Annotated in this window: 25 protein-coding genes, 1 tRNA gene and 1 pseudogene; 13 read left to right on the top strand and 14 right to left on the bottom strand. The window is 35.1% G+C overall.

The window, feature by feature from the left end; translation table 11 throughout:
- The first annotated feature begins 226 nt into the window (after positions 1 to 226).
- From rpsO to LY01_RS04320, 3 genes are all read left to right on the top strand, one after another.
- On the top strand, positions 227 to 496 hold the full coding sequence (gene rpsO / locus LY01_RS04330) for a 30S ribosomal protein S15 (protein WP_104514560.1): 270 nt from the start codon (positions 227 to 229) through the stop codon (positions 494 to 496).
- A gap of 265 nt (positions 497 to 761) precedes the next feature.
- On the top strand, positions 762 to 2,993 hold the full coding sequence (locus tag LY01_RS04325; RefSeq protein ID WP_104514559.1) for a polyribonucleotide nucleotidyltransferase: 2,232 nt from the start codon (positions 762 to 764) through the stop codon (positions 2,991 to 2,993).
- Between the two features lie 169 nt (positions 2,994 to 3,162).
- A complete protein-coding gene (locus tag LY01_RS04320; protein WP_104514558.1) occupies positions 3,163 to 4,086 on the top strand; it encodes a DUF302 domain-containing protein in 924 nt (307 codons plus the stop codon).
- 123 nt (positions 4,087 to 4,209) lie between these two features.
- On the opposite strand, the gene LY01_RS04315 is transcribed toward LY01_RS04320, so the two are convergent.
- From LY01_RS04315 to LY01_RS04295, 5 genes are all read right to left on the bottom strand, one after another.
- Positions 4,210 to 4,467, bottom strand: a complete 258-nt coding sequence (locus LY01_RS04315; RefSeq protein WP_105023089.1) for a hypothetical protein — start codon at positions 4,465 to 4,467, stop codon at positions 4,210 to 4,212.
- 131 nt (positions 4,468 to 4,598) lie between these two features.
- Entirely contained in the window at positions 4,599 to 7,094 is a 2,496-nt protein-coding gene (locus tag LY01_RS04310) for a chondroitinase-B domain-containing protein (protein ID WP_104514556.1), read from the bottom strand.
- 168 nt (positions 7,095 to 7,262) lie between these two features.
- Positions 7,263 to 7,799: a YiiX/YebB-like N1pC/P60 family cysteine hydrolase gene (locus LY01_RS04305; protein WP_170034503.1), complete on the bottom strand. Its 537-nt coding sequence runs from the start codon at positions 7,797 to 7,799 to the stop codon at positions 7,263 to 7,265.
- Positions 7,800 to 7,878: 79 nt separating this feature from the next.
- Positions 7,879 to 8,490 carry a hypothetical protein gene (locus tag LY01_RS04300; RefSeq protein WP_104514554.1) on the bottom strand — a complete coding sequence of 204 codons (612 nt, stop codon included), beginning with the start codon at positions 8,488 to 8,490 and terminating at the stop codon, positions 7,879 to 7,881.
- A gap of 8 nt (positions 8,491 to 8,498) precedes the next feature.
- Positions 8,499 to 9,185 (bottom strand): hypothetical protein, encoded by a 687-nt coding sequence (locus tag LY01_RS04295; protein ID WP_104514553.1) that lies wholly within the window; start codon positions 9,183 to 9,185, stop codon positions 8,499 to 8,501.
- A gap of 303 nt (positions 9,186 to 9,488) precedes the next feature.
- Between LY01_RS04295 and rpe the strand changes: the two genes are divergently transcribed.
- The 3 genes from rpe (at position 9,489) to LY01_RS04280 (ending at position 11,175) form a co-directional block, all read left to right on the top strand.
- A complete protein-coding gene (gene rpe / locus LY01_RS04290) occupies positions 9,489 to 10,145 on the top strand; it encodes a ribulose-phosphate 3-epimerase (protein ID WP_104514552.1) in 657 nt (218 codons plus the stop codon).
- A gap of 224 nt (positions 10,146 to 10,369) precedes the next feature.
- Positions 10,370 to 10,972 carry a MarC family protein gene (locus tag LY01_RS04285; protein ID WP_104514551.1) on the top strand — a complete coding sequence of 201 codons (603 nt, stop codon included), beginning with the start codon at positions 10,370 to 10,372 and terminating at the stop codon, positions 10,970 to 10,972.
- 2 nt (positions 10,973 to 10,974) lie between these two features.
- Positions 10,975 to 11,175, top strand: coding sequence for a hypothetical protein (locus LY01_RS04280; protein ID WP_104514550.1), 201 nt, complete (start codon positions 10,975 to 10,977; stop codon positions 11,173 to 11,175).
- A gap of 7 nt (positions 11,176 to 11,182) precedes the next feature.
- On the opposite strand, the gene LY01_RS04275 is transcribed toward LY01_RS04280, so the two are convergent.
- From LY01_RS04275 to LY01_RS04265, 3 genes are all read right to left on the bottom strand, one after another.
- On the bottom strand, positions 11,183 to 12,760 hold the full coding sequence (locus LY01_RS04275) for a S41 family peptidase (RefSeq protein WP_104514549.1): 1,578 nt from the start codon (positions 12,758 to 12,760) through the stop codon (positions 11,183 to 11,185).
- Complete coding sequence (locus LY01_RS04270) at positions 12,760 to 13,188, bottom strand: deoxycytidylate deaminase (protein WP_104514548.1); 429 nt, start codon at positions 13,186 to 13,188, stop codon at positions 12,760 to 12,762. The genes LY01_RS04275 and LY01_RS04270 overlap by 1 nt, the downstream gene beginning before the upstream one ends.
- A gap of 122 nt (positions 13,189 to 13,310) precedes the next feature.
- A complete protein-coding gene (locus tag LY01_RS04265) occupies positions 13,311 to 13,901 on the bottom strand; it encodes a HupE/UreJ family protein (RefSeq protein ID WP_104514547.1) in 591 nt (196 codons plus the stop codon).
- A 233-nt stretch (positions 13,902 to 14,134) separates the two neighbouring features.
- Between LY01_RS04265 and LY01_RS04260 the strand changes: the two genes are divergently transcribed.
- Positions 14,135 to 16,363 (top strand): response regulator, encoded by a 2,229-nt coding sequence (locus tag LY01_RS04260; protein ID WP_104514546.1) that lies wholly within the window; start codon positions 14,135 to 14,137, stop codon positions 16,361 to 16,363.
- 4 nt (positions 16,364 to 16,367) lie between these two features.
- Here the strand turns inward: LY01_RS04260 and LY01_RS04255 are convergent, their stop codons facing one another.
- Positions 16,368 to 16,832 carry a CBS domain-containing protein gene (locus LY01_RS04255; protein WP_104514545.1) on the bottom strand — a complete coding sequence of 155 codons (465 nt, stop codon included), beginning with the start codon at positions 16,830 to 16,832 and terminating at the stop codon, positions 16,368 to 16,370.
- Positions 16,833 to 17,371: 539 nt separating this feature from the next.
- Between LY01_RS04255 and LY01_RS04250 the strand changes: the two are divergent.
- Positions 17,372 to 17,623, top strand: a pseudogene (locus LY01_RS04250) (BLUF domain-containing protein); the annotation flags it as partial.
- A 70-nt stretch (positions 17,624 to 17,693) separates the two neighbouring features.
- Here the strand turns inward: LY01_RS04250 and LY01_RS04245 are convergent.
- The 4 genes from LY01_RS04245 to LY01_RS04230 all read right to left on the bottom strand — a co-directional run bounded on the left by LY01_RS04245 (position 17,694) and on the right by LY01_RS04230 (position 20,851).
- A tRNA-Ser gene (locus LY01_RS04245) sits at positions 17,694 to 17,778 on the bottom strand.
- 67 nt (positions 17,779 to 17,845) lie between these two features.
- Positions 17,846 to 18,922: an asparaginase gene (locus LY01_RS04240; RefSeq protein ID WP_104514544.1), complete on the bottom strand. Its 1,077-nt coding sequence runs from the start codon at positions 18,920 to 18,922 to the stop codon at positions 17,846 to 17,848.
- Positions 18,912 to 20,042: a 1-acyl-sn-glycerol-3-phosphate acyltransferase gene (locus LY01_RS04235; RefSeq protein WP_104514543.1), complete on the bottom strand. Its 1,131-nt coding sequence runs from the start codon at positions 20,040 to 20,042 to the stop codon at positions 18,912 to 18,914. The genes LY01_RS04240 and LY01_RS04235 overlap by 11 nt, the downstream gene beginning before the upstream one ends.
- A 41-nt stretch (positions 20,043 to 20,083) precedes the next feature.
- Positions 20,084 to 20,851: a TatD family hydrolase gene (locus LY01_RS04230; RefSeq protein WP_104514542.1), complete on the bottom strand. Its 768-nt coding sequence runs from the start codon at positions 20,849 to 20,851 to the stop codon at positions 20,084 to 20,086.
- A 73-nt stretch (positions 20,852 to 20,924) separates the two neighbouring features.
- On the opposite strand from LY01_RS04230, the gene LY01_RS04225 reads away from it, so the two are divergent.
- Positions 20,925 to 21,365 carry a retropepsin-like aspartic protease family protein gene (locus LY01_RS04225; RefSeq protein ID WP_104514541.1) on the top strand — a complete coding sequence of 147 codons (441 nt, stop codon included), beginning with the start codon at positions 20,925 to 20,927 and terminating at the stop codon, positions 21,363 to 21,365.
- Between the two features lie 63 nt (positions 21,366 to 21,428).
- Here the strand turns inward: LY01_RS04225 and LY01_RS04220 are convergent, their stop codons facing one another.
- Entirely contained in the window at positions 21,429 to 22,256 is an 828-nt protein-coding gene (locus LY01_RS04220) for a DUF6252 family protein (protein WP_104514540.1), read from the bottom strand.
- Between the two features lie 130 nt (positions 22,257 to 22,386).
- Between LY01_RS04220 and LY01_RS04215 the strand changes: the two genes are divergently transcribed.
- The 4 genes from LY01_RS04215 (at position 22,387) to LY01_RS04200 (ending at position 25,503) form a co-directional block, all read left to right on the top strand.
- The gene (locus LY01_RS04215; protein WP_104514539.1) at positions 22,387 to 22,890 is read left to right on the top strand and encodes a 30S ribosomal protein S16; all 504 of its coding nucleotides are present in this window, start codon (positions 22,387 to 22,389) and stop codon (positions 22,888 to 22,890) included.
- A gap of 11 nt (positions 22,891 to 22,901) precedes the next feature.
- Positions 22,902 to 23,429 (top strand): ribosome maturation factor RimM, encoded by a 528-nt coding sequence (rimM, locus tag LY01_RS04210; protein ID WP_104514538.1) that lies wholly within the window; start codon positions 22,902 to 22,904, stop codon positions 23,427 to 23,429.
- A 19-nt stretch (positions 23,430 to 23,448) separates the two neighbouring features.
- Complete coding sequence (locus tag LY01_RS04205) at positions 23,449 to 24,189, top strand: tRNA1(Val) (adenine(37)-N6)-methyltransferase (RefSeq protein ID WP_104514537.1); 741 nt, start codon at positions 23,449 to 23,451, stop codon at positions 24,187 to 24,189.
- A 129-nt stretch (positions 24,190 to 24,318) separates the two neighbouring features.
- Positions 24,319 to 25,503, top strand: a complete 1,185-nt coding sequence (locus LY01_RS04200; protein ID WP_104514536.1) for an acyl-CoA dehydrogenase family protein — start codon at positions 24,319 to 24,321, stop codon at positions 25,501 to 25,503.
- Positions 25,504 to 25,565: the final 62 nt, after the last annotated feature.

The following is a 25,565-nucleotide window of genomic DNA, read 5'->3' as shown; positions in this document are numbered from 1 at the left end:
GGGTTTATAACTACAATATTAAGGTAAAGAGATCACGGTTTTATGACAGCTATCATTAATTTAACGTTGTTTTTTTTGAATCTTACCTATAGTTAGTTAGAAAATAAAGATATAAATGATCGCATATTATTAATTAATCGTATTTTTGCAAACGCTAAGAGAATGAATCTCGCGGCACCGTCAGATAGACTGACATACATAATATTCATTATAAAATAATTTTGGCATGTATTTAGCACCAGAAAAAAAAGCAGAAATTTTCGCAAAGTACGGAAAAGACGCAAACGACACAGGTAACACAGACGCGCAAATCGCGTTATTCACTTACCGTATTAACTATTTAACGGGACACCTTAAGAAAAACCGTCATGACTACAACACAGAGCGTAGTCTAGTAAAACTAGTAGGAAAGCGTCGTTCACTTCTTGATTACAAGATGAGAAAAGACATCGTTGCTTACCGTGAGTTGATTAAAGACTTAGGTATTAGAAAATAATAAATTGGGGACCTTGCGTCCCCTTTTTTGTTTTCTGCGCATCGCATGCGTAGAAATTTCTTACCGCATACATTGCGGTTTTTAAACGTAGAAGTTAGATTCTACTTACGCTTTCGCGAAAGCGTAACAAAAATACAAATCGCAGTTCAAGATGCATGCGATGCGTCTTAACAGTGTAAGGACTGCACTGCAAATCAAAGCTGGTTTCTCACAAAGTAAACGCCTTCTCTACCACACAACTTGAGATTAATGTTTAACTATAATTATGAAACCACAAGTTTTTAAACAAGTGATTAAAATGGCCAACGGGCCTGACATCACTATCGAAACTGGAGCGCTTGCAAAACAAGCACATGGATCTGTTGTGATCACATGTGGAAAAGCAATGCTTCTAGGAACTGTAGTATCCAGCTACAAATCAACTGGACTAGACTTCTTACCACTTACTGTAGATTACCGTGAGAAATTTGCCGCTGCCGGTAAATATCCAGGTGGATTCTTTAAGCGTGAGGCACGTCCTAACGATGGAGAAGTACTTACTATGCGTCTTGTAGACCGTGTATTACGTCCATTATTCCCTAAAGATTACCATGCAGAAGTACAGGTAATGATTCAATTAATGTCTCATGACCCAGAAGTAATGCCAGATGCTATGGCAGGTCTTGCTGCAAGTGCTGCAATACAACTATCTGATTTACCTTTTGAATGTGCTATATCTGAAGTACGTGTTGCGCGTGTAGATGGTGAGTTTGTTATCAACCCAAGTTATGCACAGTTAGAAGCAGCAGATCTTGAGATGATGATAGGTGCTAGTGCTGACTCTGTAATGATGGTTGAAGGTGAGATGAGTGAAATTTCTGAAGAAGAAATGATCGCTGCTATCAAAGCCGCTCATGAAGCTATCAAAGATCAATGTGCTGCGCAAATCGCTCTTGCTGAACAAGTAGGTAAGAAAGATGTACGTGAGTACGAAGGTGAAAAAGAAGATGCTACCATAGAAACAAAAGTAGCAGAACTTGCTTACCAAAAAGTATATGATGTTGCTAAAAAAGGAAGTGCAAAGCACGAACGTAGCGCAGCATTCTCTGAAATCAAAGAAGAGATCAAAGCAACTTTTTCTGAAGAAGATCAAGCTGAAAATGGAGATCTTATCTCTAAGTATTTCAACAAAACACATAAGAAAGCAGTACGTGATGTACTACTTAACGAAGGTGTACGTCTAGATGGTCGTAAGACTACAGATATACGTGATATATGGTGTGAGGTAGATTACCTTCCATCTACACACGGTAGTGCTATCTTCTCTCGTGGAGAAACTCAAGCACTGGCAACAGTAACTCTAGGTACTTCTAGAGATGCAAATGTAATAGACATGGCATCTCAAGAAGGAGAAGAGCGTTTCTACTTACACTATAACTTCCCTCCATTCTCTACAGGAGAGGCTCGCCCATTACGTGGTACGTCTAGACGTGAGATAGGACACGGTAACCTAGCACAACGTGCATTAAAAAGAATGTTACCAGAAGATCTTCCTTACACAGTAAGAGTAGTATCTGAAGTACTTGAATCTAACGGTTCTTCTTCTATGGCAACAGTTTGTGCTGGTACTATGGCTATGATGGATGCAGGTTTACCTATGAAGAAACCAGTTTCTGGTATCGCAATGGGATTAATCACAGATGGTGATAAATACGCAGTTCTTTCCGATATTTTAGGTGATGAAGATCACTTAGGAGATATGGACTTTAAAGTAACTGGTACAGCAGATGGTATCACTGCTTGTCAAATGGATATTAAAGTAAAAGGTCTTTCTTATGAAATTCTTACTAACGCTTTAATGCAGGCTAGAGATGGTCGTATGCACATATTAGGAAAACTTACTGACACTATCGCTGTACCAGCTGCAGACGTGAAGTCACACGCTCCTAAAATGGAATCTTTAGAGATCGAAGGTAAATTCATAGGTGCTGTAATAGGACCTGGTGGAAAAGTTATCCAAGAGATGCAAAAAGAAACTGAGACTGTAATCAACATCAAAGAAGATGGTGATATGGGTGTTATCGAGATAGCTGGTACAGACCGTGCTAAGATCGAGGCTGCTCTAGAAAAAATCAGAAACATCATTTTTGAACCAACTGTCGGTGAGGTTTACAGCGTAAAAGTTGTAAAAATGCTTGACTTTGGTGCAGTAGTAGAATTAAGGCCAGGTAAAGAAACATTACTTCATGTAAGTGAGTTTGATTACAAGCGTATTGAAGACCCATCTACAGTTCTTAAAGTAGGAGATGTTCTTGACGTAAAATACATGGGTGTAGATCCACGTACTAAAAAGCAAAAAGTATCTCGTAAAGAATGTATGCCTAAACCAGAAGGTTGGGTAGAGCGTCCACCACGCCAGCGTGATGACCGTCGTTCTAATGACCGTCGTCCACGTCGTGATGACCGTAAGAAAGACGACAGACCACGTCGTGATGCTAATGATTCTAAGTCTGAGTAATAAATTAAAACTATCACTCTGAATTCATTTCAGAGTCTGATAGTATTATTCTTATAGATTATTATAAATTTAAAATCCCTGTAACTTAATTGTTGCAGGGATTTTATTTTAAGATCATTTTAGACCTTATATTGAGTTAACAAGCTTAGTTTTAAGCAAAAAAAACGACATGAAGTTCATATACCTAATACTTGCTTTACCTATCATCTTTATCTCTTGTAATACTACAGATAAAAAGACAACACCTGTCATCGCTAATTCTCATCAAGTAAACGGAATGAATTACATGAAGAGCAATCAATCATTTGATGACACCTACCAGAGTTTAAAAACTACATTATCCAACAACCCTGCTATAAAAATAATTGCCGAAGTCGACCATAGCGCTAACGCTGGTAATTCCAACATTGAACTGAATCCAGCTAAGTTAATTTTATTTGGAAACCCCAAATTAGGAAGTCCACTGATGTTAGAAAATCAACAAGCTGGTTTAGATTTACCACAACGTATTCTCGTTTTTCAAGACAGTAATAAAGATGTTTACTTGGCCTACAACAACAGCGCCTTTTTGAGTCAACGTCACGGTCTAACTTCTGAAGAAATAACTTTAGACAAAATTTCTAATGCTCTTGCTATGCTCACAAAAAAGGCAAGCAATTCTACTGTCATGGAAAGTGACGACACTCAAACAACACTTAATGAAGGAATTATTACTACAGTAAGTAAACAAGACTTTGACGCTACCTACACAACTCTTAAAAACAAGATTGAAAATAATCCTGCCTTAAGAATATTTACAGAGTTAGATCATCAAGCAAATGCTCAAAATACTGACATAGAACTAAGACCTACGCGAGTGATTATTTTTGGCAATCCTAATCTAGGAAGCCCATTAATGGCTTCGTCTCCAACTACTGCACTCGATTTACCACAAAAAATGCTGGTGTATGAAAATGAATTAGGCGAGGTTAAAATTAGTTACAACAGTACTGACTTTCTAACCAATCGTCACCATTTAAAAGATACAGAAAAGTCAATTGATAAAATATCAAAAGCATTACAAAAGATAGCAAATACGGCAGCTGGATTATAATATAACATCATTTCATAAAACTTAAAAATCCCTCTTGAAATTTCAAGAGGGATTTTTAATCTATAGTTTGTCATTGCTCTAAAAGCGTCTAATACAGCCCTAAAAAGGCTTATAGTAAAGCGACTATAATACATAAAACATCATGTAGCCGCCATAGACTAGGCTACCTAAGATAAACACTCCAGAAATAATCCAAGAGGTTCTACTTTTTACAATCTCGCCATTTTTAACCTTCTTAAAAATCAAGAAACTAAAAACAGCTATTGCAACTAATAAAATAGCCATTTCAATTCTGAAGTCCTCTACATACTTTCTCACAAACATGTAGTACACAAAAAGAAATAAAAATATAAGAATTGGAAGGTTAGTTGTTTTTTTCATAGTTCTAAAATAATAGTTTTTTTTTATGTAGCAACTATTTGCTATCTCGCTTTCGCGAAAGCGGTATAAAAAAAGCCCTATAACTATTAAGTTACAGGGCTTTTTTTGATTACATAAATCGTTATTTATTACTATTGTTTAATCACTTTATCAATAAACAAAACTTCATTATTATCTCCTGTCAGCTGTATAAAGTACATTCCAGCAGTTAATGAACTATTAATTGAAATTTGATTACTAGAATTGATGGTGTCACTTTCATACACCACTTTCCCTAGAAGATCGACTAATTTTATAGAGCTTACTTCATTTACAAAAGTATTTGGTATATCAATAGTAAATTGATTTTTAAATGGATTTGGATAAATACCTATTTGAGCTTCTAAGATGTTATCAGTGTTAGATAATACAACACCACCACAAATAATTTCTAGATCAGATATAGAAACCCATGGACCTGTATATGTTGCTGCTCCTGTAACTGTTAGTTTTACATAACGCACAACAGTAGGGTTAAAAGTATCATTTATAGAAGTACCACCAGTAGTATTTGCCTGACGATCTACTAAGGTTGTAAACCCAGAAGTTGCTGATGTTGAAGAACCTTCAATTATATATTGATAATCGCGTCCTGAAAATGGAATTAGATTCATACCACTTACATTGAGTCCTTCACCTAAATCAATAACCATAGATTGTGGAAATGTCATCGCACTCCATCTATTACTATCGTTGCCATCAATTACATTTATAGCCTCATTACCAACTTGCTCATTTGTAAAACTATCTACACTTGCATTTAACGCAAGGTTAGTTCCTGGCAAACAATCTGGAGCCATTAACGGTGCTGTTACCGTAATCATAGATGTTGTTGTAAAACCACCATCTACCGTAGTGGCTGTGATCGTTGCATTTCCTGCTGCCACACCAGTTACTATACCGCTTGCATCTACAGTTGCCGTCGTGGTATCACTAGAAGACCAATTCACTTGTTGATTTGCAGCAGTTGATGGAGTAACAGTTGCACTCACTTGAATAGTTCCTGATTCTTGAACAGTTGCTGTAGTAGGATTTACACTCAGCCCAGTTACTGAAACAGGTGCACAAGTAACAATAGGAGAACATGTTGAAGTAACAGTAGTTCCTATGGCATTTATATAACAAGATCCTTTACCATTACCTACCTGAGCATCTATTATAGGAGATGGATTTGTAGCCATACCAGTTGCTCCTACTATTTCATGAGCTCCCACATCTTTATTTGTAGACGGTCTTGTAAAACCCTCTATATCTCTAGAGACTTGATTAAAAGTTCCAGACGAAACATCTACTGCTGGACCAGTTGTACTTGGTTTAAAAATCTCGCCACTTGGACTGAAATTAGCATTTGCATTTGTAATTCCAGAATTAGTGATTCCGATGTTGGAACCACCAAAAATATTTCCTTGATAAGTCATTTGACCGCCTATTGCAGCTACAGAACCAGACACAATAGTTCCATTTGTACTGTAAATCAAATTGTTTGCAATAATCCCCTGCGGTGGAGTCGTCGCTCTTTCACTATTATAATAAATAGGATCGTCAGAGTTATAAATAGTATTGAAAGCAATCAACACGTTGGTTACAAATTGATAACTATTACTCGTTCCTCCAGAAACTGAATCACCTCCCATAATAGTTATACCACCATTAAACGTACTGCTAGAATTATTAAGTCCTTGCATGTAATTGTTAATGATAATATGATCCTGATCTATAACTCTAATACCGCCAGAACCAGATTTATTTTCACCTAAAAAATAATTCCCTTCTACCAGAGCTCCAGCACCATGTCTTAGCACTAACGAGCCTCGACAGCTTCTAAAAGTGTTATTGCGATACGTATTTCCTAAACTCTTATTTGATATAATTTCAGACTCGCCATCTACATCTTGAAAATAATTTCCCTCTACCAGCACACCGGCATTAACAAATTGCCTACCACTAGACCCTATACGTATACCTTCAGAATCTCCTGCGTTTGCACGACCATCTTTAGGAGGCACATTATAGAAATAATTATTTCTTATAATATGACCAGCAACACCACTATTTTGATGAGATAATTCTACCAGGATAAAAACACCTGTAGTGTTCTTATTCATCATCGTGCAATTTTCTACTGTATTATTTGTCCCATATAGTACAATCCATCGACTTTTTTCATCTCCTACGGTCGCTAGGTTATTAAACGTACAATTTCTAATAACGCTATTGTTTGCAAAATCACTGCTTGATCCATCGCGTCTAAATTCTACATGATTTCTAGTACCTACTCCACCATTCCAGTAAAAGCCATCTACTATTAAATAATCTCCATAAATATTCATTTCTGAACTACCAATAAAAATAACACCACCAGGTGTTTGAGCCCTTAAAACAATAGGACTACCAAGCGTACCAGAAGCATTAAAGATTATATTTTGATTAGAATAGGTCCCGTCAGTCCAAGTAACGACATCACATGGTTGAAGGTTCAGTGCATTGAACTGACCTACTGAGTTTACAGTATAGTCTGTGGCTAGCGATTGAAAAGAATTTAATAAGGTAAAAACTAAAATCGCTAAAAAAGAATATCGTGAAATCATAGAGGACTTTTTAAAGATATCATAAAAATTGGTTGACCAATTTAATAATTTATAAATGAATAATTATCTCAGAATGATATCTTTTTTATTTTCGCTTTCGCGAAAGCTCATTTACTAAAAAAACCCTCTAACTTTGAAGCTAAAAGGTTTTTAGATAAATCTATATTTTTATTTTATCTTTTTTAAATTTAGATCTTTATTTATTAACAAGCCGTCTACAGGGTAATAAAACAATGTATCTCTATTTAAAAAGGCTCGATCTATGGCAATTAGATTATCTTTTTTATAAACTTTACACGCAAATTGATCGTTTGCATTACCTAGTACATGACAAACAAATTCAGAACAATAGAACTTATCATCATTTAAATCAAATTTTTTATCAAAGCGTATATCACTAGCAACCATATTTTGTAAAACTAAGCGTACTCTACCTACATCAAAATCATCTAATTTAAATATCCTAAATTCAGTTAAGTTTTGTGATTTTTCATCTATAAACTCTTCAAATTTATCAATTCTTAAATGTCCACTACTATCATTATAATCTGGCATTACATGATAAACCAATGAATTACCCTTTGTCATTAACAATAACCCAACATGAGTAAACGACTCGTCGGTTACATTATAATCCGAAGAAATTATTCCGAATTTAGAGTTTGTAGTTCTGTAGATTATATAAACAGAGTTTTCAGAAAACAAGTCATTAGAAGTTTTATTTGATTGGACACAAGAAATTAGTGTTAACAGTATTCCAAAAAAATAAAACCACTTTAAATATTTAATTAAAAAATTTAAAATCAAAATAAATACTAATTTGATTATCAATCACATTGGAATTATTATAACCACTATCAAATAAATCTCCTGAGTAAATTAACCCCAAGGAAAAGTCCATTTTAGTATTTATTGTAGTGTGATAACCTAAACTTACTGCATAAGCTAGATTGTAACCAAAATCTTTATCAATGTTAATTTCTGGAAATGAAGTAATGTCCTCATCAACCTTAAATCTATTAACAACACCGATTTCCGTAACGAATGCTCTTTTTTTCTCAGAATCAAAAACATATCTCTTAAAACCAATGGGTAGTTCTATAAATGAGTTTTGTACATTGACATCTAGTTGGTTACTGTTAACATAATCAAATTGGAAATTATTGATTCCTAATCCTAAATTGATCCGGTTTTGGTCACTTAATTTAATTTCTTTCAAAATGTAAGCTCCATAATTTACAGCAATTGATTTAGAAAGGTTTTCAACTTCATAACTAGAAAACCCTGATCTTAATGAAATATCAAATAAATTAGATTTTTCATCAGATTGTGAAACCCCAACTAATGGCAGCAGAACTAAAATCAGAATTAATAAAAATTTATTTTTAATAGACATCGTGATGATTATTTTGTTAAAGATCCAACAATCCCTCCAACAATCCATCCTACTAAACCACATGGTGGACAAAAGGGAATAGAAAGACCTAAAGCAGAACCAACGGAACTACCTACCCAAAATCCATCATTAAAGAACGGATCTTTAGATTTAGTAATGTAATTCTTAGCGTAGTTGTTAACACCAACTAATATATTTTGTTCTTCATTTGACAAGTTTAGAAATGATTGTTGCTGCTCTAATCCTACAATAAATGTTTCATTATTAACGATATCTTCTAAATAAAATTTCGCTTGTGAACTCATAGCAATGTTGTTTTGAATGTAAATATCATACCCTAAATCTTGAGCTGCAAGCGACTCTCCGATTAGTGAATTTACCTCTTCTAAAGAAATTTCTAAATTTGATACTCCGGCAACATCTAATAAATAATCCAAACTCTCCTGATCGATAAATTGTTGATCATTACCTGACGATTTTAAGGCAGCATTGTTTCTAATTTTATCGATTAATTCATTGTTGTTAGTCAACTCGTTCTGAATGGCTTTCATACTTTTAAAAAGATTGACCTCTTCTAGATTATTTAAAGTGACATTATCATCCGTCTCATCTGCAGTAGAACAACTTTGTATACCAGTGAAAACTGAGCAACAGAGTAATAAAAATAGCGGAAATGTTTTGAAAAATTTTTTCATTATTATAAAAATTAATTTGCGCCTACTCTAAACTGATGCTTTTCGGCTACCTCATCTTCAGGGGGAAGTGATTTTGTTGTAATTACATTTCAAATGTAAAAAAAAAGGGATTACCTCTAAATTTTAAAAAAAAACATTAACTAAACATTAACTTTTGTATGACAAGCATTGGTGTGAATCGTCTAAAAAAACAAGAGAAACTTTAAGAAAAGAAGTGAGAAAATGAAAAAATATTATTACCTCCCGCTTTCGCGAAAGCGGAATCAAAAAACTTAAATTTGCAAAACCTTTAAAACACACAAGATGTCTAAACTTATTGCACCATCAGTACTTGCAGCAGATTTTGCTAACCTACAACGTGATGTAGAAATGATTAACCGCAGTGATGCTGACTGGTTTCATATCGATATTATGGATGGCGTTTTTGTTCCTAATATCTCCTTTGGCATGCCTGTATTGCGAGATATCGTAAAGCATGCGACTAAAACTATCGATTGTCACTTGATGATCATTGATCCAGATCGATATGTAGAGACTTTTGCAAATTTAGGTTGCGACATTCTTACAGTACATTATGAAGCATGTACTCATTTACATAGAACGCTACAGTTAATTAAATCACATGGAATGAAAGCTGGTGTAGCATTAAATCCGCATACCAGTGTTGATTTATTAAAAGATGTTATACAAGATCTAGATATGGTGTGTATTATGAGTGTAAACCCTGGTTTTGGTGGTCAGAGCTTTATTGAGAACACTTATGATAAAGTAAAAGCTCTTAAAAAGATAATTACTGAAAAAGGTGCCGACACTCTTATAGAAATAGATGGTGGCGTTACTGATAAAAATGCAAAACAACTGGTAGACGCAGGAGCAGATGTTCTAGTTGCCGGTAGCTATGTATTTAAGTCTAATGATCAAGAAGCTACCGTTGCTGGCCTTAAAAAACTAGTTAACTAGTAGAATTATAAGTGACGTAGTCGCTTTATAATAACGATAATAAAACTTTAAATAGCCTTATCATCACATCAAATTAATCGATGTAACGATAAGGCTATTAGCATTTAAGCGATTAACTAAGTGTTATTTATGTGTCTAATTATCCTTAATGTTTATTTAACCTATATTGTTAATCATTAAACAGTTTATTAGAATTACTTTTGCACGCTGAAAATACAGATGTTATGGGAAATAATGCATTTATTGAATTTTTTACTGCCTTTGATCTTAAGGAGACTTTTACGGCTGGGATGATACTTTTTGCCGTTATTGACATTATAGGTAGTATTCCTATTATCGTTGATTTAAGACGTAAAGTGGGTCATGTACAAAGTGAAAAAGCATCTATAGTTGCTGGTATTCTTATGATCGTTTTTATGTTTGTAGGAGAGAGCATGTTGGGACTTATAGGTATAGACGTGAACTCATTTGCTGTAGCAGGTGCTTTTATTATCTTCTTTATTGCTCTAGAAATGATTTTAGGTATACAGCTTTATAAAGATGACGCGCCGGAAACTGCTGCGATTATCCCTATCGCTTTCCCTCTTATTGCTGGTGCAGGAACATTAACTTCTGTACTTTCTTTAAGATCTGAATACTCTGCTATTAATATTATACTAGCGATTATATTCAACATCGGTTTTGTGTACATAGTTCTTAAAAACTCTGGTCGCATAGAAAAACTAATAGGTAAACAAGGAATTAACGTGGTTAGAAAAATCTTTGGTGTTATCTTGCTAGCCATAGCTGTGAAATTATTTACAGCAAATATTAAAGAGCTATTCTAGTTATGAAATATGTATTTTATTTTATCCTAATTCTTGCGATCGCCAGTATCGTTTTTAACGCAACAAAATTAGACTTTAACAACTTGCTTCAAGGAGAAAGCCAGATAGGCGCTATAAGCATAGTGGCAGCATTATGTGTAGCTATACTCATGAGTATCATGTTAGTATCCTATAAAATTAAGGACAAATACGAGAAAAGCTAAGCAACCCTTAGTTACTCAATTCCAGCAGCTTTTCAATCATTATATCGTCTTGATTTAATAATTTGATTTTAAGCTCTGTCGTAAAAAGCTGCTCTGCCATAGAAGACTTAATGATCAAAGCTATTTCACTTCTATAGCCTGGCAGTTTCATGCTTGTATTGTATAGTTGTGCATAGACTATAAAATCTTCCATCAGTTTTTCTGAGACTTCGTAGTTGTTTATGAATTCTTCTTGAGACATAGATCTCATAGAAAGCCCATCTTCTTGCAGGTATTTATTAACGAATTGATCTGCAAATCCTGTTCTACCGAAATAATCTAAAGTCTGTAAGATATAACCATCTGGACTAGGCACAAAAACGTCTGGTATAATACCACCACCGCCATAAACTACTTTACCACCAGGTGTCACCTTGCGCAATGAATCGTTTACTTCTATATTAGACTCATCTAATAACTCTCCATTATTATATCTATCTATGTATTCTTTAAAGTAATCTTCATTACCATTTTCATAAGGTCTTTGAATACTCCTACCAGTAGGTGTGTAATATCTTGCAATAGTTAAACGTACAGAGCTGCCATCTCCTAATTTAATTTCTTGTTGCACCAGTCCTTTACCAAAACTCCTGCGACCTATAATAGTACCGGTATCATTATCTTGTAAAGCACCTGCTACTACTTCACTTGCACTAGCACTATTCTCATTTATTAAGATAAATACGTCACTACTTTCATAAGAGCCGTAATCAGTAGCATAACTATCCTTACGTTTTTGATCGCGATCTTTTTGAAAAAGAATCAGCTTATCATCTTCCAGAAACTCGTCGGCTATGTGAACTGCTGCACTTAAAACGCCACCTGGATTATCTCTTAAATCTAGTGCTATTTGAGTAGCACCAGCTTTTTTTAAGTCTTTAATTGCTTGTTCAAACTCGGCATCGGTAGTTTCTGCAAAGCGGTTAATTTTAATATACCCTAGACTTCTCGTGAGCATATAAGCAGCATCTATACTTTTAATAGCTACATTACCTCTAGTAACCGGTATATTAATTACAGTATCATCTCCAGGTCTTAAAACTCCTAAAACAACACGAGAACCTTCTTCTCCTTTTAAAACATTTGTAGAAACGGCGTTCTCACCGAATAGTGGTTTACCGTCTGCATATAATATTTTATCACCACCTTTTATTCCAGCCTTATCACTAGGGCCATCTTCTATAGATCTCAAAACAGATATGGAGTCCTGATTCACAAAAAAGCGTATTCCTATACCTACGAAGTCGCCTCTCATGCTATTCTCTACATCTTCTGTCTGGTCACTAGGTATGTATACCGAATGCGGATCGAGATTTTGCATGATCTCATTTACCGTTACATCCACAATACTATCTGTATCGATTTTATCTACATAACGCTGGTCTATGAGATCTATCAATCTATTAAGCTTGCGTTTTTTTGCAGTGCTAGAAGATGCGATATAATTATCACCTAAATTACTACTGTTAAGAGCACTCCCTAACCATATACCTATGGCAAAGAATATTCCCAAAAACAAAGGATAATACAGGTAACTTTTTTTCATTAATCGACTTCTTCTATTTGTTCTATAATAACTCCTGCTTTTTCTAGAAATTGCAAGCCGCTATCATCTTTATAACCTTCCATGTAGACTACACGTTTTATGCCACTTTGATGTATTAATTTACTACAGTCTTTGCAGGGTGACATGGTTATATAAAGCGTTGCATCGCGACAACTTTGTGTAGAACCAGCTACTTTTAAAATCGCATTAGCCTCAGCATGTAGCACATACCATTTTGTATAACCCTCGTCATCTTCACAAAAATTTTCAAAACCACTAGGTGTACCATTATAACCATCGCTTATAATCATGCGATCACGTACGATAAGCGCACCTACCTGACGGCGCTGACAGTGCGATAATTTACCCCATTCCGTCGCCATTCTCAAATAAGCAACGTCGTATCTATGTTGTTTTTCTTTTTTCACTTTTTTGGTATAATAGTAAATTGCCTTCTAGTTAAAAAGCTTGTTAGGTACTTATAAAATAAGTAAGTATTTGAAATGATTTTTAAAATTCCGCTTTCGCGAAAGCGAGATGAAAACAATTTTTAAAAAATCCATCTTACAATTAACAATGGCAGTATCATTCCTAAAATGATGGAAGAGATAATCTGAACCCATTCTTTTTTATTAAATCGGAATATCCCTGTAAATATAAAGTTTAAGATTAAAATCACTAATATGATAAGCAACTGACCCAACTCCAGTCCTAGAGCAAACTCTAATAACATTAACAAATCACTCTCTGCTCCAGCAGCTAACATTTTAAAACCACTAGAGAAACCAAATCCATGGATAAGACCAAAGAACAATGCAAATATCATGGTGATCCAGTTATGGTTATCGCGATGTCTTTTTCCTGCTGTAAAAATGTTATACAGCGCCGTAATAGCTATAGTGACCACAATTAAAAACTCTATATAAGAACTATTAAATGACACCTTACCATAAATCACTAGCAATAATGAAAGAATATGACCTACTGTAAATGCAAGACTCAGTCCTAAAAGCTTTTTCCAACTATTAAATAAAAATGGCACTGCCATAAGAATAAAGAAAAGTACATGATCATATGCACCGACGTTAAAGTTCATAACGTGATAAAAACCTTCTTTAACATATAAAATAAAATCGTCCATTAGAAATAGTTGTTTAGGGTATGATCAAAAATAAGGTTTAGACAGTGAGAATGAAAATGCTTTGCCCTAAGATATTTACAAGAATCTATAAATGAGTATTTAAAATATTAATTGCGACTGTGGTTTATTCGGCAAACGGTTTTTAATATGAAACATTCACTGATTTCTTTAAGTAAAGAGCCATTTAATTATAAAAACATAATATTTTTACCGTAGATCTTATACTGAATCACTTGACGCATAAAAACGCTCCATACGCACTACTCTTTATTTTATTTACGTTTTGGACTGGCACAACTACTGCACAGAAAGACTCTACTGTGTTAGATGTGAAATTAATGGACTCCTTATTTGAAAAATCCTACAATTTATTTTCTGAAGGGAATTATGTAAAGTCCTTTGAAATCAATTTAAGAACATTAAAACTAGCTTTATTAGTCAAAGATGATCTTTATGCTAGTAGGGCCTATGGTTATTTAGGATACGACTATCTTAACCAAGGAGACACGATAGAAGCTCTTAGAAATTTTAAGCTAGCACACGATATTGCAAAAGAACTCAACGACCCAACCATACTAGCAAATACATATGGCGACCTTTCTAGCATCTATTCCCTAAATCCAAAAACGCAAAACCTAGCCAGAGAATTTACTTTAAAAGCCATAGAAACTTATAAAGCTACTAACGACACATTAGGCCTACAGTATATATATCATAACTATGCAGATGCATTAAATGACAGCGGCAGGTTTACCGAGATGAAACTGGTAATCGATAAACTTAATGGAGCAATGTTTGAGAAATATGACGAACCTCTTTACCGCTCTTCTATCAATAACATGACGGCAAATTATTACTTTCATTCTGGAGATTATAAAAAGACAGATTCCTTATTACTAGCGGCAATTTCTTTAAGCAAAGATCTAGGCTTCAATGACGAATTACAGAGATCATATGAATTATTCTCACTAAGTCTTACCGCACAAGAGAAGTACAAAGAAGCATATGAAACGAGACTTAAATATGAAAATGTATTTAAGTTAAGAGCAAAGGAAAAAGCAGCTATAGAAAACAACAGACTAGCTGCTGCGTATAAAAACGATCAATTTAAAAAAGATCTAGAAAAATCAGAAGCCGAAAGCGAATTACAAGAAAAGCAAATACGCACAAAAACAGCCTTTAATTATGCTTTGATATGTATTACAGTCATAGCCTTTTTAGGCCTTTATTTTACTTTCAAGCTTTCTAAAAAAAGAAAACAACTCAATAAAGCTTTAAAAGATAAAAACACCCAATACCTAAATCAAAAAACCAAAACAGAACAACTAGCTCTTGCAAAAAGTGACTTTTTCAGCACAGTAAGCCATGAATTGCGCACACCTTTATATGGAGTAATAGGCCTTAGCACCATACTGTTAGAAAACAATAAAGAAAAAGATGTTGAGGACGACTTAAAATCTTTAAAATTCTCTGCCGATTATTTATTAGCTCTAGTAAATGATGTATTACAAATTAATAAAATTGATTCTGATAAGATAGATGATGAAGAAGTACAATTTAACCCTCGTGAGTTAATAGAAAAAATAGTCACCACCTTTGAATACATGCGCAGGCAAAATAAAAACAACATCGCTATCCATCTTGCTGATGATTTACCTGCTCTGGTTAAAGGAAATGCGACGAGACTGTCTCAAATATTAATGAACCTAATAGGTAATGCAAGTAAATTTACCGAAAACGGACTCATAGAAATTACCGTAACCACACACTTACTGCCTGACAATAATATAAAGTTAGGATTTTCCATAAAGGATGATGGTGAAGGAATTGCACAAGATAAGAAAGAACACATTTTTGAAGAATTTAAACAAGGGGACTCTCTTAGTTATAATTACCAAGGTACCGGACTGGGACTGCCTATTGTAAAACGCTTACTAAATCTATCAGGGTCTGATATAAATTTAGAGACCGAATTAGGTAAAGGATCAACATTCAGCTTTGATCTGATCTATGAAATCGTAGCCCATGTAAATAAGCAAGAGCATCTGTCTAAAAACTCTTATGTAGTAGACACTGACATCTTAAAGGACAAACATATCCTTATTGCCGAGGACAACCGCATCAATCAAATGGTGACTAAAAAGATTTTAGAAAAAGACGGTGCCATTTGCACCATAGTAGAAAACGGAAAAGAGGCAATAAACTCAGTAGAACACAATACTTACGACCTCATATTAATGGACGTTAACATGCCAGTAATGAACGGACTAGATGCTACTAAAATAATTAAAAAGACCTATAACACACCTATTATTGCATTAACAGCCGTAGAAATAGCAGAAATGCGACAGAGTATTCTAGACTCTGGTATGGATGATATCATTATAAAACCTTATGACGTGAAGGTATTTAAGAACGTAATCATCAACAACATACTTGCTAAACAAATAGAGTCTTTATAGACACTTATCTCCACTCGTCTCCTTTGAGTTGTGTAGCAGCGATGATAACATCCATTCTAGATATTTGACCTATCAACTTACCGTCTTTAGTAACAGGAAAACGTCTGTGACCGGTTTTTAAAAACCTAGATGCTGCATCAAATATATCTGCTTCTTGATCTATAGTTGCCGATTGTGAAGACATAAACTCACTAACTAATCTATTACCTACAGGCATATTGTGATACCTGCTATCACTTATGACATGCATGAGATCTGTATCGCTAATAATTCCTACCAGATTATCACTAGCATCTACCACAGGGCCACCTGTTATTCTTTGTTTAAGTAAAGTATCCATGACAGATGTGATTCCTTGATCTGGAGAAAAAGTAATTAATTTACGTGTCATAAAATCCTTTACTTGAAATTTTTGACGTTCAATAGAAGAAGACTCTTCACGTTTACCCATAAAGTTTTTAATTCCCATAACTATTTGATTTTTAAGATCTTTTAAATTACAGAAAAATTATGAAAATACAAGTAAAACGAACTTTATTATTCCGTAATTCACACTTTATACTGTTAATAATAACCTTATTGCAAGATTGTTAACATTAAAAATAACAATTGACGAGTATTATTAAACCATAATACTAACTAATGAAAAGAATTGCTATTATTGGCTGTGGCCCAAGAGGTTTACATAGTTTAGAGTGTTTAATAAGTTCGCTTTCGCGAAAGCGAGATCAACACCATCAAAAATACAAGACACCGCATCAAATAAAGTGAACCAAAAAAAACCAAAACCACTCTTGTTTAACTTATACTAGATTTTTACTAAATAATAATTCACACTTTATTATAAGTTTTATTCTTACAAACATTTAAATTTGTCCATTCAATTATTTTTTATGGACTCTACTTACACCATTTGTTACATAAGCAAAGCTACTCCAGGACTTACACAACAATCAAGTAAGCGGATTCCTTCTTCATTCTCTAGATAATTTCTTTCAGGTTTTAGAAGGTAAAGAAAGTTATCTAAAAAATCTATTTGAAAAAATTCAAGAAGATACTAGGCATAGTGATATCTACGAAGTATATAACAAGCGCACAGAGCATCCAGTTTTTTTAGATTATAAATCGCAATTTGATATCGTAAAATCTCCAGAAGATTTAAAAACTATCGTTAATTACCTTAATCAAGACATATCAAATTCTACTAATCTTAAATTAAAAAGATTATTAAAACCATTTGCCATGTTAGGAGAGTTTTAATTCCTAAATCTCTTCAAGGAAATAAAATCATAAAAAAAACCTCGCAATCAGACGACTACGAGGTTAAAAGTAGAGAGGAAGGGATTCGAACCCTCGAAACGTTGCCGTTTACACGCTTTCCAGGCGTGCGCCTTCGACCACTCGGCCACCTCTCTAAATGATAAATTCAGTTTGCAATAATAAGGCAATATACCTTTTAAAGCCAATTTTTTATTTTAAAGTCTACTCACTTATTTCGCCTCGTAATGAAGTTTCAAAATAATGTCTAAAATCTTCTATACTATCTGTGTGCTGTAATAAGTACATCATCTTAGCTAGTGCTGCTTCTGTAGTAACATCTTTACCAGAGACTAAACCTATATTTTTGAGCTGTACACTGGTTTCATATTTTCCCATCGACACCGCACCACCCACGCACTGTGTTACATTTACTATTCTAATATTTTTTAATAAAGCCTCGCTAAGAATATCCACAAACCACTTTTGAGTAGGTGCATTACCACTACCATAAGTTTCTAAAATAATACCTTTAAGTCCTGGTATACCGCAAATAGCTTGTACTACTTTTTTTGTAATTCCTGGAAATAACTTTAAAACTACCACATCCTCAACAAGGTCTGGACGGTATCTCATGCGGCTAGAATCTAACAAGAGGGATTTTTCTGTATTCGCTTTCGCGAAAGCGGGATCATCCACCTGCCATTTCCATAACAAACTCTCATCAATATTTAAATGCACACCACTTATAGCCAGTGGCGGATAATTCGGCGAGCTGAAGGCCTCAAAATGCTCGGCATTCATCTTTGCAGTTCTATTTGCTCTATACAACTGGTATTCAAAATAAATACAAACCTCTTTAATGATAGGCTCATTATTATACTGCTCAGTAGCTAGTTGCAGACTGGTTATAAGATTCTCTTTTGCATCAGTACGCAGGTCTCCTATTGGGAGTTGAGAACCTGTAAGGATAATAGGCTTAGTTAAGTTTTCAAACATAAAACTAAGTGTACTACCAGTATAAGACATGGTATCACTACCGTGCAAGACTACAAAACCATCATAATTATCATATCTCTCATGAATGACGTTTCCTAATTTGCGCCATTCTTCTATATTCATGTCAGATGAATCTATAGGATGATCAAAGGAGTAGGTGTCTATTTTACAGTCCAGTTGTTTAATTTCTGGAATATGAACAAGTAATTTTGAGAAGTCAAAAGCTCTTAAGGCTTTAGTCTCTGGATCCTTCATCATACCGATGGTACCACCGGTATAAATTAATAATATATTAGGCTTCATTTGAAACAGCCAGTTTTTCTTTATTAAGAACTGGTCGAGCATACATATTAAGGAAACTCTCTACCGCTTTATGGTCTTCTACATTTACCCTTAACCTTAATCTGCGTTCAAATTGTTGCATATCGTGGTCAGAATAGTGTTCTTTATATTTAGAACTAGAAGTTAATAAGTCATGTGCTACATAATTAGTAGGCCATAACATGTAATTATTCTGTATTTCTTTATCTAGATGTTGTACCACACGTTGCAATACTTGGTTGGTACTCTGATCTTCTAGTGCGTGAATATGAACTGGCTCTCCTGCGTGAATGTGGATATGCTTTTTCTGTCCTAATGCACCCTTAAGTATGCTATTAAAATCTTCGTTTTCTGATTTTATGTACTCTTCATCAGCTTGCTTTGCGAGCAGTTCTGGTACTTTTAAAATATCTGTAGGATCATATTCATAAGAGATAGAAACTGGTACAATGCGCAAATTATTTAAATAACCTTCTATACCGTTTTTACCTGCAGCCAGGCCTATCATTTTAAGAACACCTTGCTCAGTAACATCGTTACCATCTTTAGTACGTCCCTGTCTTTGCGCTATCCATACACTTCTATTTTCTTTGTGCATTAAATAGTCTATATACTCACTTAACTTCTTACTACTTAATAAAATCTCTCTAGGACTAGCACCACGTCTCACGATAAAGTTGCGAGTTAGTTTGCTCAATGCATTTACAAATGGTCTTTGCACTAGATTATCACCTATCGCACTAGCTGTTCTTATCAAGCCTTTTTTAAATAAGGTAAGATTAATAAGAGATGTATCTAAGACGATATCTCTATGATTAGAAATATACAAGTAGGTAATTTCTGGATCTAGATCGTCAAAACCAGACGTGGTTAAACCGGCACTGGACTCTTCTAGCACACGCTCTACGGTGTTGCAAATTACGTCTCGCTGGAAATCGTTAATAGATTTACATGCCAGTACAATTTCTTTTACCTCTTCATAGTTCTTCTTAGGAAAACTGTATTGAAAAAGCTCTTTTATCATAGGGTGACGCACGGCGCTTTTAAGCGCTATTTGCACTTCGGCGTCGTTAAAAAATCTTATGTCGTCGTATCTACTCAAAATATGATGCTATAGGGTGCGCAAATGTAATCAACTCAGGTTTATATACCGAAGACTTCACGCGAATTTAAGGTTGTAATTTCTGCTATCTCTGCGATGTCTTTGTTATAAACTGTCGCTAGTTTTGCTGCAACATTTACCAGATAAGAACTTTCATTACGTTTACCTCGGTACGGCACTGGTGCCAGATAAGGCGCATCTGTTTCTAGAACTATTTCAGAAAGTGGTATTTGATCTAGAAACTGATCTATTTTACCATTTTTAAAAGTCACAACACCACCTATTCCTAGCTTCATTTTAAGATCAACAGCTTTTTTTGCCTGCTCTACATTACCTGTAAAACAATGAAAAATACCGTGTAAAGAGGTGTTTTTATATTCCTCTAAAACCTCAAAAACTTCGTCAAATGCTTCACGACAGTGAATAGCTATAGGCAACTTGTTCTCAACAGACCATTTAATCTGGGTATGAAAAGCATCTTGCTGCTCAGATTTAAATGTCTTATCCCAGTATAAATCCATACCTATTTCACCTACTGCCACATAATTCTCTTTTTCTAGCATTTGCTTTACGTGAGCCAGCTCTTCTAGATAATTTTCCTTAACATGGGTAGGATGCAATCCTGTCATTAAATGAACGTTTTCAGGATAGCGTTTTTTTAAATCTAGCATCGCATTTGTATACGTAGAATCTATAGCAGGAATAAAAAATCGCTCAACTCCAGCATCCATTGCTCGCTGTATCATTTGCTCTTGGTCCTCATCAAAAGCCTCACTATATAAATGTGTATGTGTATCTGTAAAAATCATAAAACAAAAATAGGAATAGTTAGTAGTCCGCTTTCGCGAAAGCGGAATTATATTTACCTCATAAACATATTTCATGGCTTCACTTAAAAAATTACTACTATCACAAGGTTACACCAGCCACAATATTAGAATTGCCACAAAAAGTGGGCATATAGTTACCAAAGCTTCTATAAACGGCCATTCTGGTAGATTTATAATAGATACTGGCGCTAGTGCGACGTGTGTCAACCAGGCCATGTATAAAGAATTTCAATTAGAAACAGAATTTATGGACAGACAAATAGGTACTGCCAGCGGTTCTTTAAGGCCACGCATATCGCACAACAACACCTTAGAATTAGGCGACTGGTCAGACCAAGACACTACCTTATTAAGTATGGACATGAGTTACATAAACACCGCTTTAAAGACTGAAGGAATGCGATCCATTCAAGGCCTATTAGGAGCCGATTTTTTAATAGCTGCCAAGGCCGTAATCGATTACAAAGGAAAGAAGATCTATTTAAAACCATAAAAAAAAGCCCTGACTCTATAAGTCAAGGCTTTGATTTATTTGAAAAATGTAATTCCTAATATACTAGTAAGAAACATTAAAAGTACCGTCTGTAATATCAAAATTATTAGGTGGACCAGTCATAAAGCTGAAAGTTCCAGTAATAGTATTTGCAGTAGCATCTGCCGTTAGCACAACTAGAGATCCAGAAACCGCAGGGTCTAGTGTACCACCATTAATATAATTTGCTGAGTAAGTTGCTCCATCAAAAGCATAAGTTCCTGGCACTACGCTATCAGGAAAACTTAAAACTATAGAACTAGGACCGTTAGATGCATTTACGAGAACTGTACCACCTGCCTCTACAGCTCCTACAGCCGTAGGGTTAAGAGCCGTTCCGTCCACATTTGCTGTTAACGTTGCCGCTGTAGAACCACCAGCACCAGATCCTAACGCAGCACCGAATGGCACCTGATAAATCACTCCTGTTCTCATATAAAGTGAATCTACATTACTTGCTAGATAACTAACAAAGCTAAACTCACCAGTCACGCCAGTTTCTGCATTTACAGACGTGATGCGCACCTCTCCTAGACCGTTACCTAAATTACTAGAAAATTGCTCTGCACCATTAAACGTATACAATGCTTCACTTTGGGATCCAGCACCTAATCTATAAACACCTACCGAATCATCCTGAAGGTTAATTTCTAATGTTTCAAGAAAATTCTGTCCTATTATAGACATCGTACCATCTGCATTAACAGTGGCACTCATACGGTCTGCTTTAAAAAACTCTCCATTACGTACCGCTTGTATAGCAGGTGTATTGTTATCTTCTAGATTATCAGAACAAGAAGAGAATGAAATAATGGCTAGGGCTATCAACAAGTATTTACAAATCAGTTTCATAGAATAGGATAAATGTGTTTAAGCAAATGTAAATAAAATATACACATATGATGAATATTATTAAATATAATGATACTTTTGCAAACTCAAATTAATAATCAGGGTCGGGCACCCATAAACTTTAATAGTTATGCCAGTAAAAATTAGATTACAAAGACACGGTAAAAAAGGAAAACCATTTTATTGGATCGTTGCAGCTGATGCACGTTCAAAAAGAGATGGTAAATATCTTGAAAAATTAGGTACTTATAACCCTAACACTAACCCAGCAACAGTAAACTTAGATGTAGACGGTGCTATCACATGGTTAGAAAATGGTGCACAACCTACTGACACTGCACGTAACTTATTAAGCTACAAAGGTGTTATGATGAAAAAACACCTTAAAGGTGGTGTAAAGAAAGGTGCATTCACAGAAGAGCAAGCAGATGAAAAATTCAACTCTTGGTTAACTGAAAAAGAAGCTAAGATTGCTGGTAAAGCATCTGGACTTCAAGCAGATGCTGATGCAGCAGCTGCAAAAGCTCTTGAAGCAGAAAAAGCAGTGAACGAAGCTCGTATCGCAGCAAATGCTCCAGAAGTAGTTGAAGAACCAGCTGCTGAAGGTGATGACGCAACAGGAGAAGAAGAGTAAATCTATAGGTCATGCGTAAGGAAAAATGTTTTTACGTAGGAACCGTAGTAAATAAATTCAGCTTTAAAGGTGAGTTACTAGTAAAACTAGATACTGACGAGCCTGAGCTTTTTACAGAAATGGAATCAGTTTTTATCGAAATCGGTAAAAACCTGGTTCCATTTTTTATTGAAAGAAGTCAGCTGCACAAATCATTACTTCTAAGAATAAAAATAGAAGACATAGATGACGACGCAGGCGCTGACACATTAATGAAAAGAGATCTTTATCTACCCCTTGATTTTCTACCTAAACTAGAAGGAAATAAATTTTATTTTCATGAGGTGATCAATTACAAAATGATAGACGCTACTCATGGAGACATAGGTACCATAACAGGTATTAATGACACTACCAGTCAGGCTCTATTTGAAATAGATAACAACGGTAGTGAAATTCTGATTCCGCTTAACGATCATTTTATCGATAAAGTAGATCGTGAGAATAAAACTATCACTATCACCACTCCAGAAGGTTTAATAGACCTTTACCTCTCATAAAACATCTTAATTTTTATAAATGAGTCTATTCAAATTCAAAGAATTCACAATAGCTCAGGATAAATGTGCTCAAAAAATAGGAACCGACGGTGTACTATTAGGCGCATGGGCTGCTCCTTATAAAGAACCACACACCATATTAGACATAGGTAGTGGTACTGGAGTCATATCTCTCATGCTAGCACAACGTTATCACCGCGCAAACATAGAGGCGATAGAAATAGATCAAGACGCTTATGAACAAGCTGCTGAGAACTTTGAAAACAGCCCATGGGGCGATCGTCTTTTCTGCTTTCATGCAGAGTTTCAAGAATTCTATGAAGAAGTAGAAGAACGATATGATTTAATAATAAGCAATCCTCCATTTTACGATTCTAGCAGTGTCAAAACAGATTCTCAAATCGAAGAAAAACGCCAGCAAGCACGCTTTGATGACGCTTTACCGTTTGAAGAATTAGTTTACGGCGTCTATCAATTACTAGATATAGACGGTACTTTTGCTTGTATAATACCCAAGGATAGAGAAACGAGATTTCTAGAAATCACTTCTCATTTTCAACTAGAACCTGTACGTACTACTTATGTAAAAGGCACCGTAGACAGTAAAGTTAAAAGATGTTTGATGGAGTTCCGCTTCCGCGAAAGCGTGAAAGAAAACAACTCCAAAAACTTAGTCAGCGAACTAGTTATAGAGAAAGCACGACATGATTATACAGAAGATTACAAAAGCCTGACTAAAGACTTTTATCTCAAAATGTAATTGAGCATCAATAAAAATATCTGACATTTTTTATCAAAAAACCGTCTGTAGATCGCTATTTTTACGACCAATTCAAAAACAGCCGTGAAATTACTCTATCGATGTAGTTTCTAACTTAAAAGATATAGAATGAAACCAGATTTATTTGAAGCACCAGATTATTATAACCTGGACGACCTTTTAACAGAAGAACATAAGATGATACGTGATGCTGCCCGAGCTTGGGTAAAACGTGACGTATCGCCTATTATAGAAGAAGCTGCACAAGAGGCAAAATTCCCTAAGAGCATAATACCTGGCTTGGCTTCTATAGGTGCATTCGGGCCGTATATCCCTGAGGAATATGGTGGCGCTGGACTGGATCAAATTTCTTACGGCCTTATCATGCAAGAAATAGAACGTGGTGACAGCGGTGTGCGATCTACAGCATCTGTTCAATCTTCTCTTGTTATGTATCCTATATGGAAATACGGTAGTGAAGAACATCGTAAAAAATTCTTACCTAAACTAGCTAGTGGCGAGTTTATGGGATCCTTTGGCCTTACTGAGCCTGATCACGGTTCTAATCCTAGCGGTATGATTACTAGCTTTAAAGATGCTGGAGATGGAGAGCATATTATTCTTAACGGTGCAAAACTATGGATTTCCAACAGTCCGTTTTGCGATGTTGCTGTAGTATGGGCAAAAAATGAAGAAGGACGCATTCATGGAGTAATCGTAGAGCGTGGCATGGAAGGTTTTACTACTCCAGAGACTCATAACAAATGGTCACTAAGAGCTAGTGCGACAGGTGAATTAATTTTTCAAGATGTAAAAATTCCTAAGAGTAATATCTTACCAGGTAAATCAGGATTAGGAGCACCACTTGGTTGTTTAGATTCTGCACGTTTCGGTATTGCATGGGGCGCAATAGGCGCTGCAATGGACTGTTATGACACTGCGTTAAGATATGCAAAGGAACGTATCCAATTCGGCAAGCCGATTGCTGCATTCCAACTACAACAAAAGAAGCTCGCTGAGATGATTACCGAAATTACCAAAGCACAATTACTCGCTTGGAGACTAGGTGTATTGCGTGAAGAAGGAAAAGCTACAAGCGCACAAATATCTATGGCAAAACGTAACAACGTGGACATGGCTATTAAAATAGCTCGTGAGGCAAGACAAATACTAGGCGGTATGGGAATTACAGGAGAATACAGCATCATGCGTCATATGATGAACCTAGAAAGCGTAATCACTTATGAAGGTACTCATGATATACATTTATTAATTACTGGATTAGACATTACTGGAGAGAACGCTTTTAAGTAAACCACAGTTAATTAGTACTAAGTTTAAATCCTTTCAATTGAATTGAAAGGATTTTTTTTTGT

Source organism: Nonlabens xylanidelens (assembly GCF_002934445.1).
Taxonomy (GTDB): Bacteria; Bacteroidota; Bacteroidia; order Flavobacteriales; family Flavobacteriaceae; genus Nonlabens; species Nonlabens xylanidelens.
Note: the sequence above shows the minus strand (reverse complement) of the source record. Positions and strands in the feature narration are given on the sequence as shown.

What these genes read in the sequence shown, in the direction of transcription:
- LY01_RS04240 (WP_104514544.1), bottom strand. Translation starts at nt 18,922, where the DNA reads ATGAAGCCTAATATATTATTAATTTATACCGGTGGTACCATCGGTATG.
- LY01_RS04215 (WP_104514539.1), top strand. Translation starts at nt 22,387, where the DNA reads ATGCCAGTAAAAATTAGATTACAAAGACACGGTAAAAAAGGAAAACCA.
- LY01_RS04295 (WP_104514553.1), bottom strand. Translation starts at nt 9,185, where the DNA reads ATGAAAAAATTTTTCAAAACATTTCCGCTATTTTTATTACTCTGTTGC.
- LY01_RS04315 (WP_105023089.1), bottom strand. Translation starts at nt 4,467, where the DNA reads ATGAAAAAAACAACTAACCTTCCAATTCTTATATTTTTATTTCTTTTT.
- LY01_RS04300 (WP_104514554.1), bottom strand. Translation starts at nt 8,490, where the DNA reads ATGTCTATTAAAAATAAATTTTTATTAATTCTGATTTTAGTTCTGCTG.
- rimM (WP_104514538.1), top strand. Translation starts at nt 22,902, where the DNA reads ATGCGTAAGGAAAAATGTTTTTACGTAGGAACCGTAGTAAATAAATTC.
- LY01_RS04320 (WP_104514558.1), top strand. Translation starts at nt 3,163, where the DNA reads ATGAAGTTCATATACCTAATACTTGCTTTACCTATCATCTTTATCTCT.
- rpsO (WP_104514560.1), top strand. Translation starts at nt 227, where the DNA reads ATGTATTTAGCACCAGAAAAAAAAGCAGAAATTTTCGCAAAGTACGGA.
- LY01_RS04285 (WP_104514551.1), top strand. Translation starts at nt 10,370, where the DNA reads ATGGGAAATAATGCATTTATTGAATTTTTTACTGCCTTTGATCTTAAG.
- LY01_RS04200 (WP_104514536.1), top strand. Translation starts at nt 24,319, where the DNA reads ATGAAACCAGATTTATTTGAAGCACCAGATTATTATAACCTGGACGAC.
- LY01_RS04265 (WP_104514547.1), bottom strand. Translation starts at nt 13,901, where the DNA reads ATGGACGATTTTATTTTATATGTTAAAGAAGGTTTTTATCACGTTATG.
- rpe (WP_104514552.1), top strand. Translation starts at nt 9,489, where the DNA reads ATGTCTAAACTTATTGCACCATCAGTACTTGCAGCAGATTTTGCTAAC.
- LY01_RS04275 (WP_104514549.1), bottom strand. Translation starts at nt 12,760, where the DNA reads ATGAAAAAAAGTTACCTGTATTATCCTTTGTTTTTGGGAATATTCTTT.
- LY01_RS04205 (WP_104514537.1), top strand. Translation starts at nt 23,449, where the DNA reads ATGAGTCTATTCAAATTCAAAGAATTCACAATAGCTCAGGATAAATGT.
- LY01_RS04225 (WP_104514541.1), top strand. Translation starts at nt 20,925, where the DNA reads ATGGCTTCACTTAAAAAATTACTACTATCACAAGGTTACACCAGCCAC.
- LY01_RS04310 (WP_104514556.1), bottom strand. Translation starts at nt 7,094, where the DNA reads ATGATTTCACGATATTCTTTTTTAGCGATTTTAGTTTTTACCTTATTA.
- LY01_RS04325 (WP_104514559.1), top strand. Translation starts at nt 762, where the DNA reads ATGAAACCACAAGTTTTTAAACAAGTGATTAAAATGGCCAACGGGCCT.
- LY01_RS04230 (WP_104514542.1), bottom strand. Translation starts at nt 20,851, where the DNA reads ATGATTTTTACAGATACACATACACATTTATATAGTGAGGCTTTTGAT.
- LY01_RS04280 (WP_104514550.1), top strand. Translation starts at nt 10,975, where the DNA reads ATGAAATATGTATTTTATTTTATCCTAATTCTTGCGATCGCCAGTATC.
- LY01_RS04220 (WP_104514540.1), bottom strand. Translation starts at nt 22,256, where the DNA reads ATGAAACTGATTTGTAAATACTTGTTGATAGCCCTAGCCATTATTTCA.
- LY01_RS04255 (WP_104514545.1), bottom strand. Translation starts at nt 16,832, where the DNA reads ATGGGAATTAAAAACTTTATGGGTAAACGTGAAGAGTCTTCTTCTATT.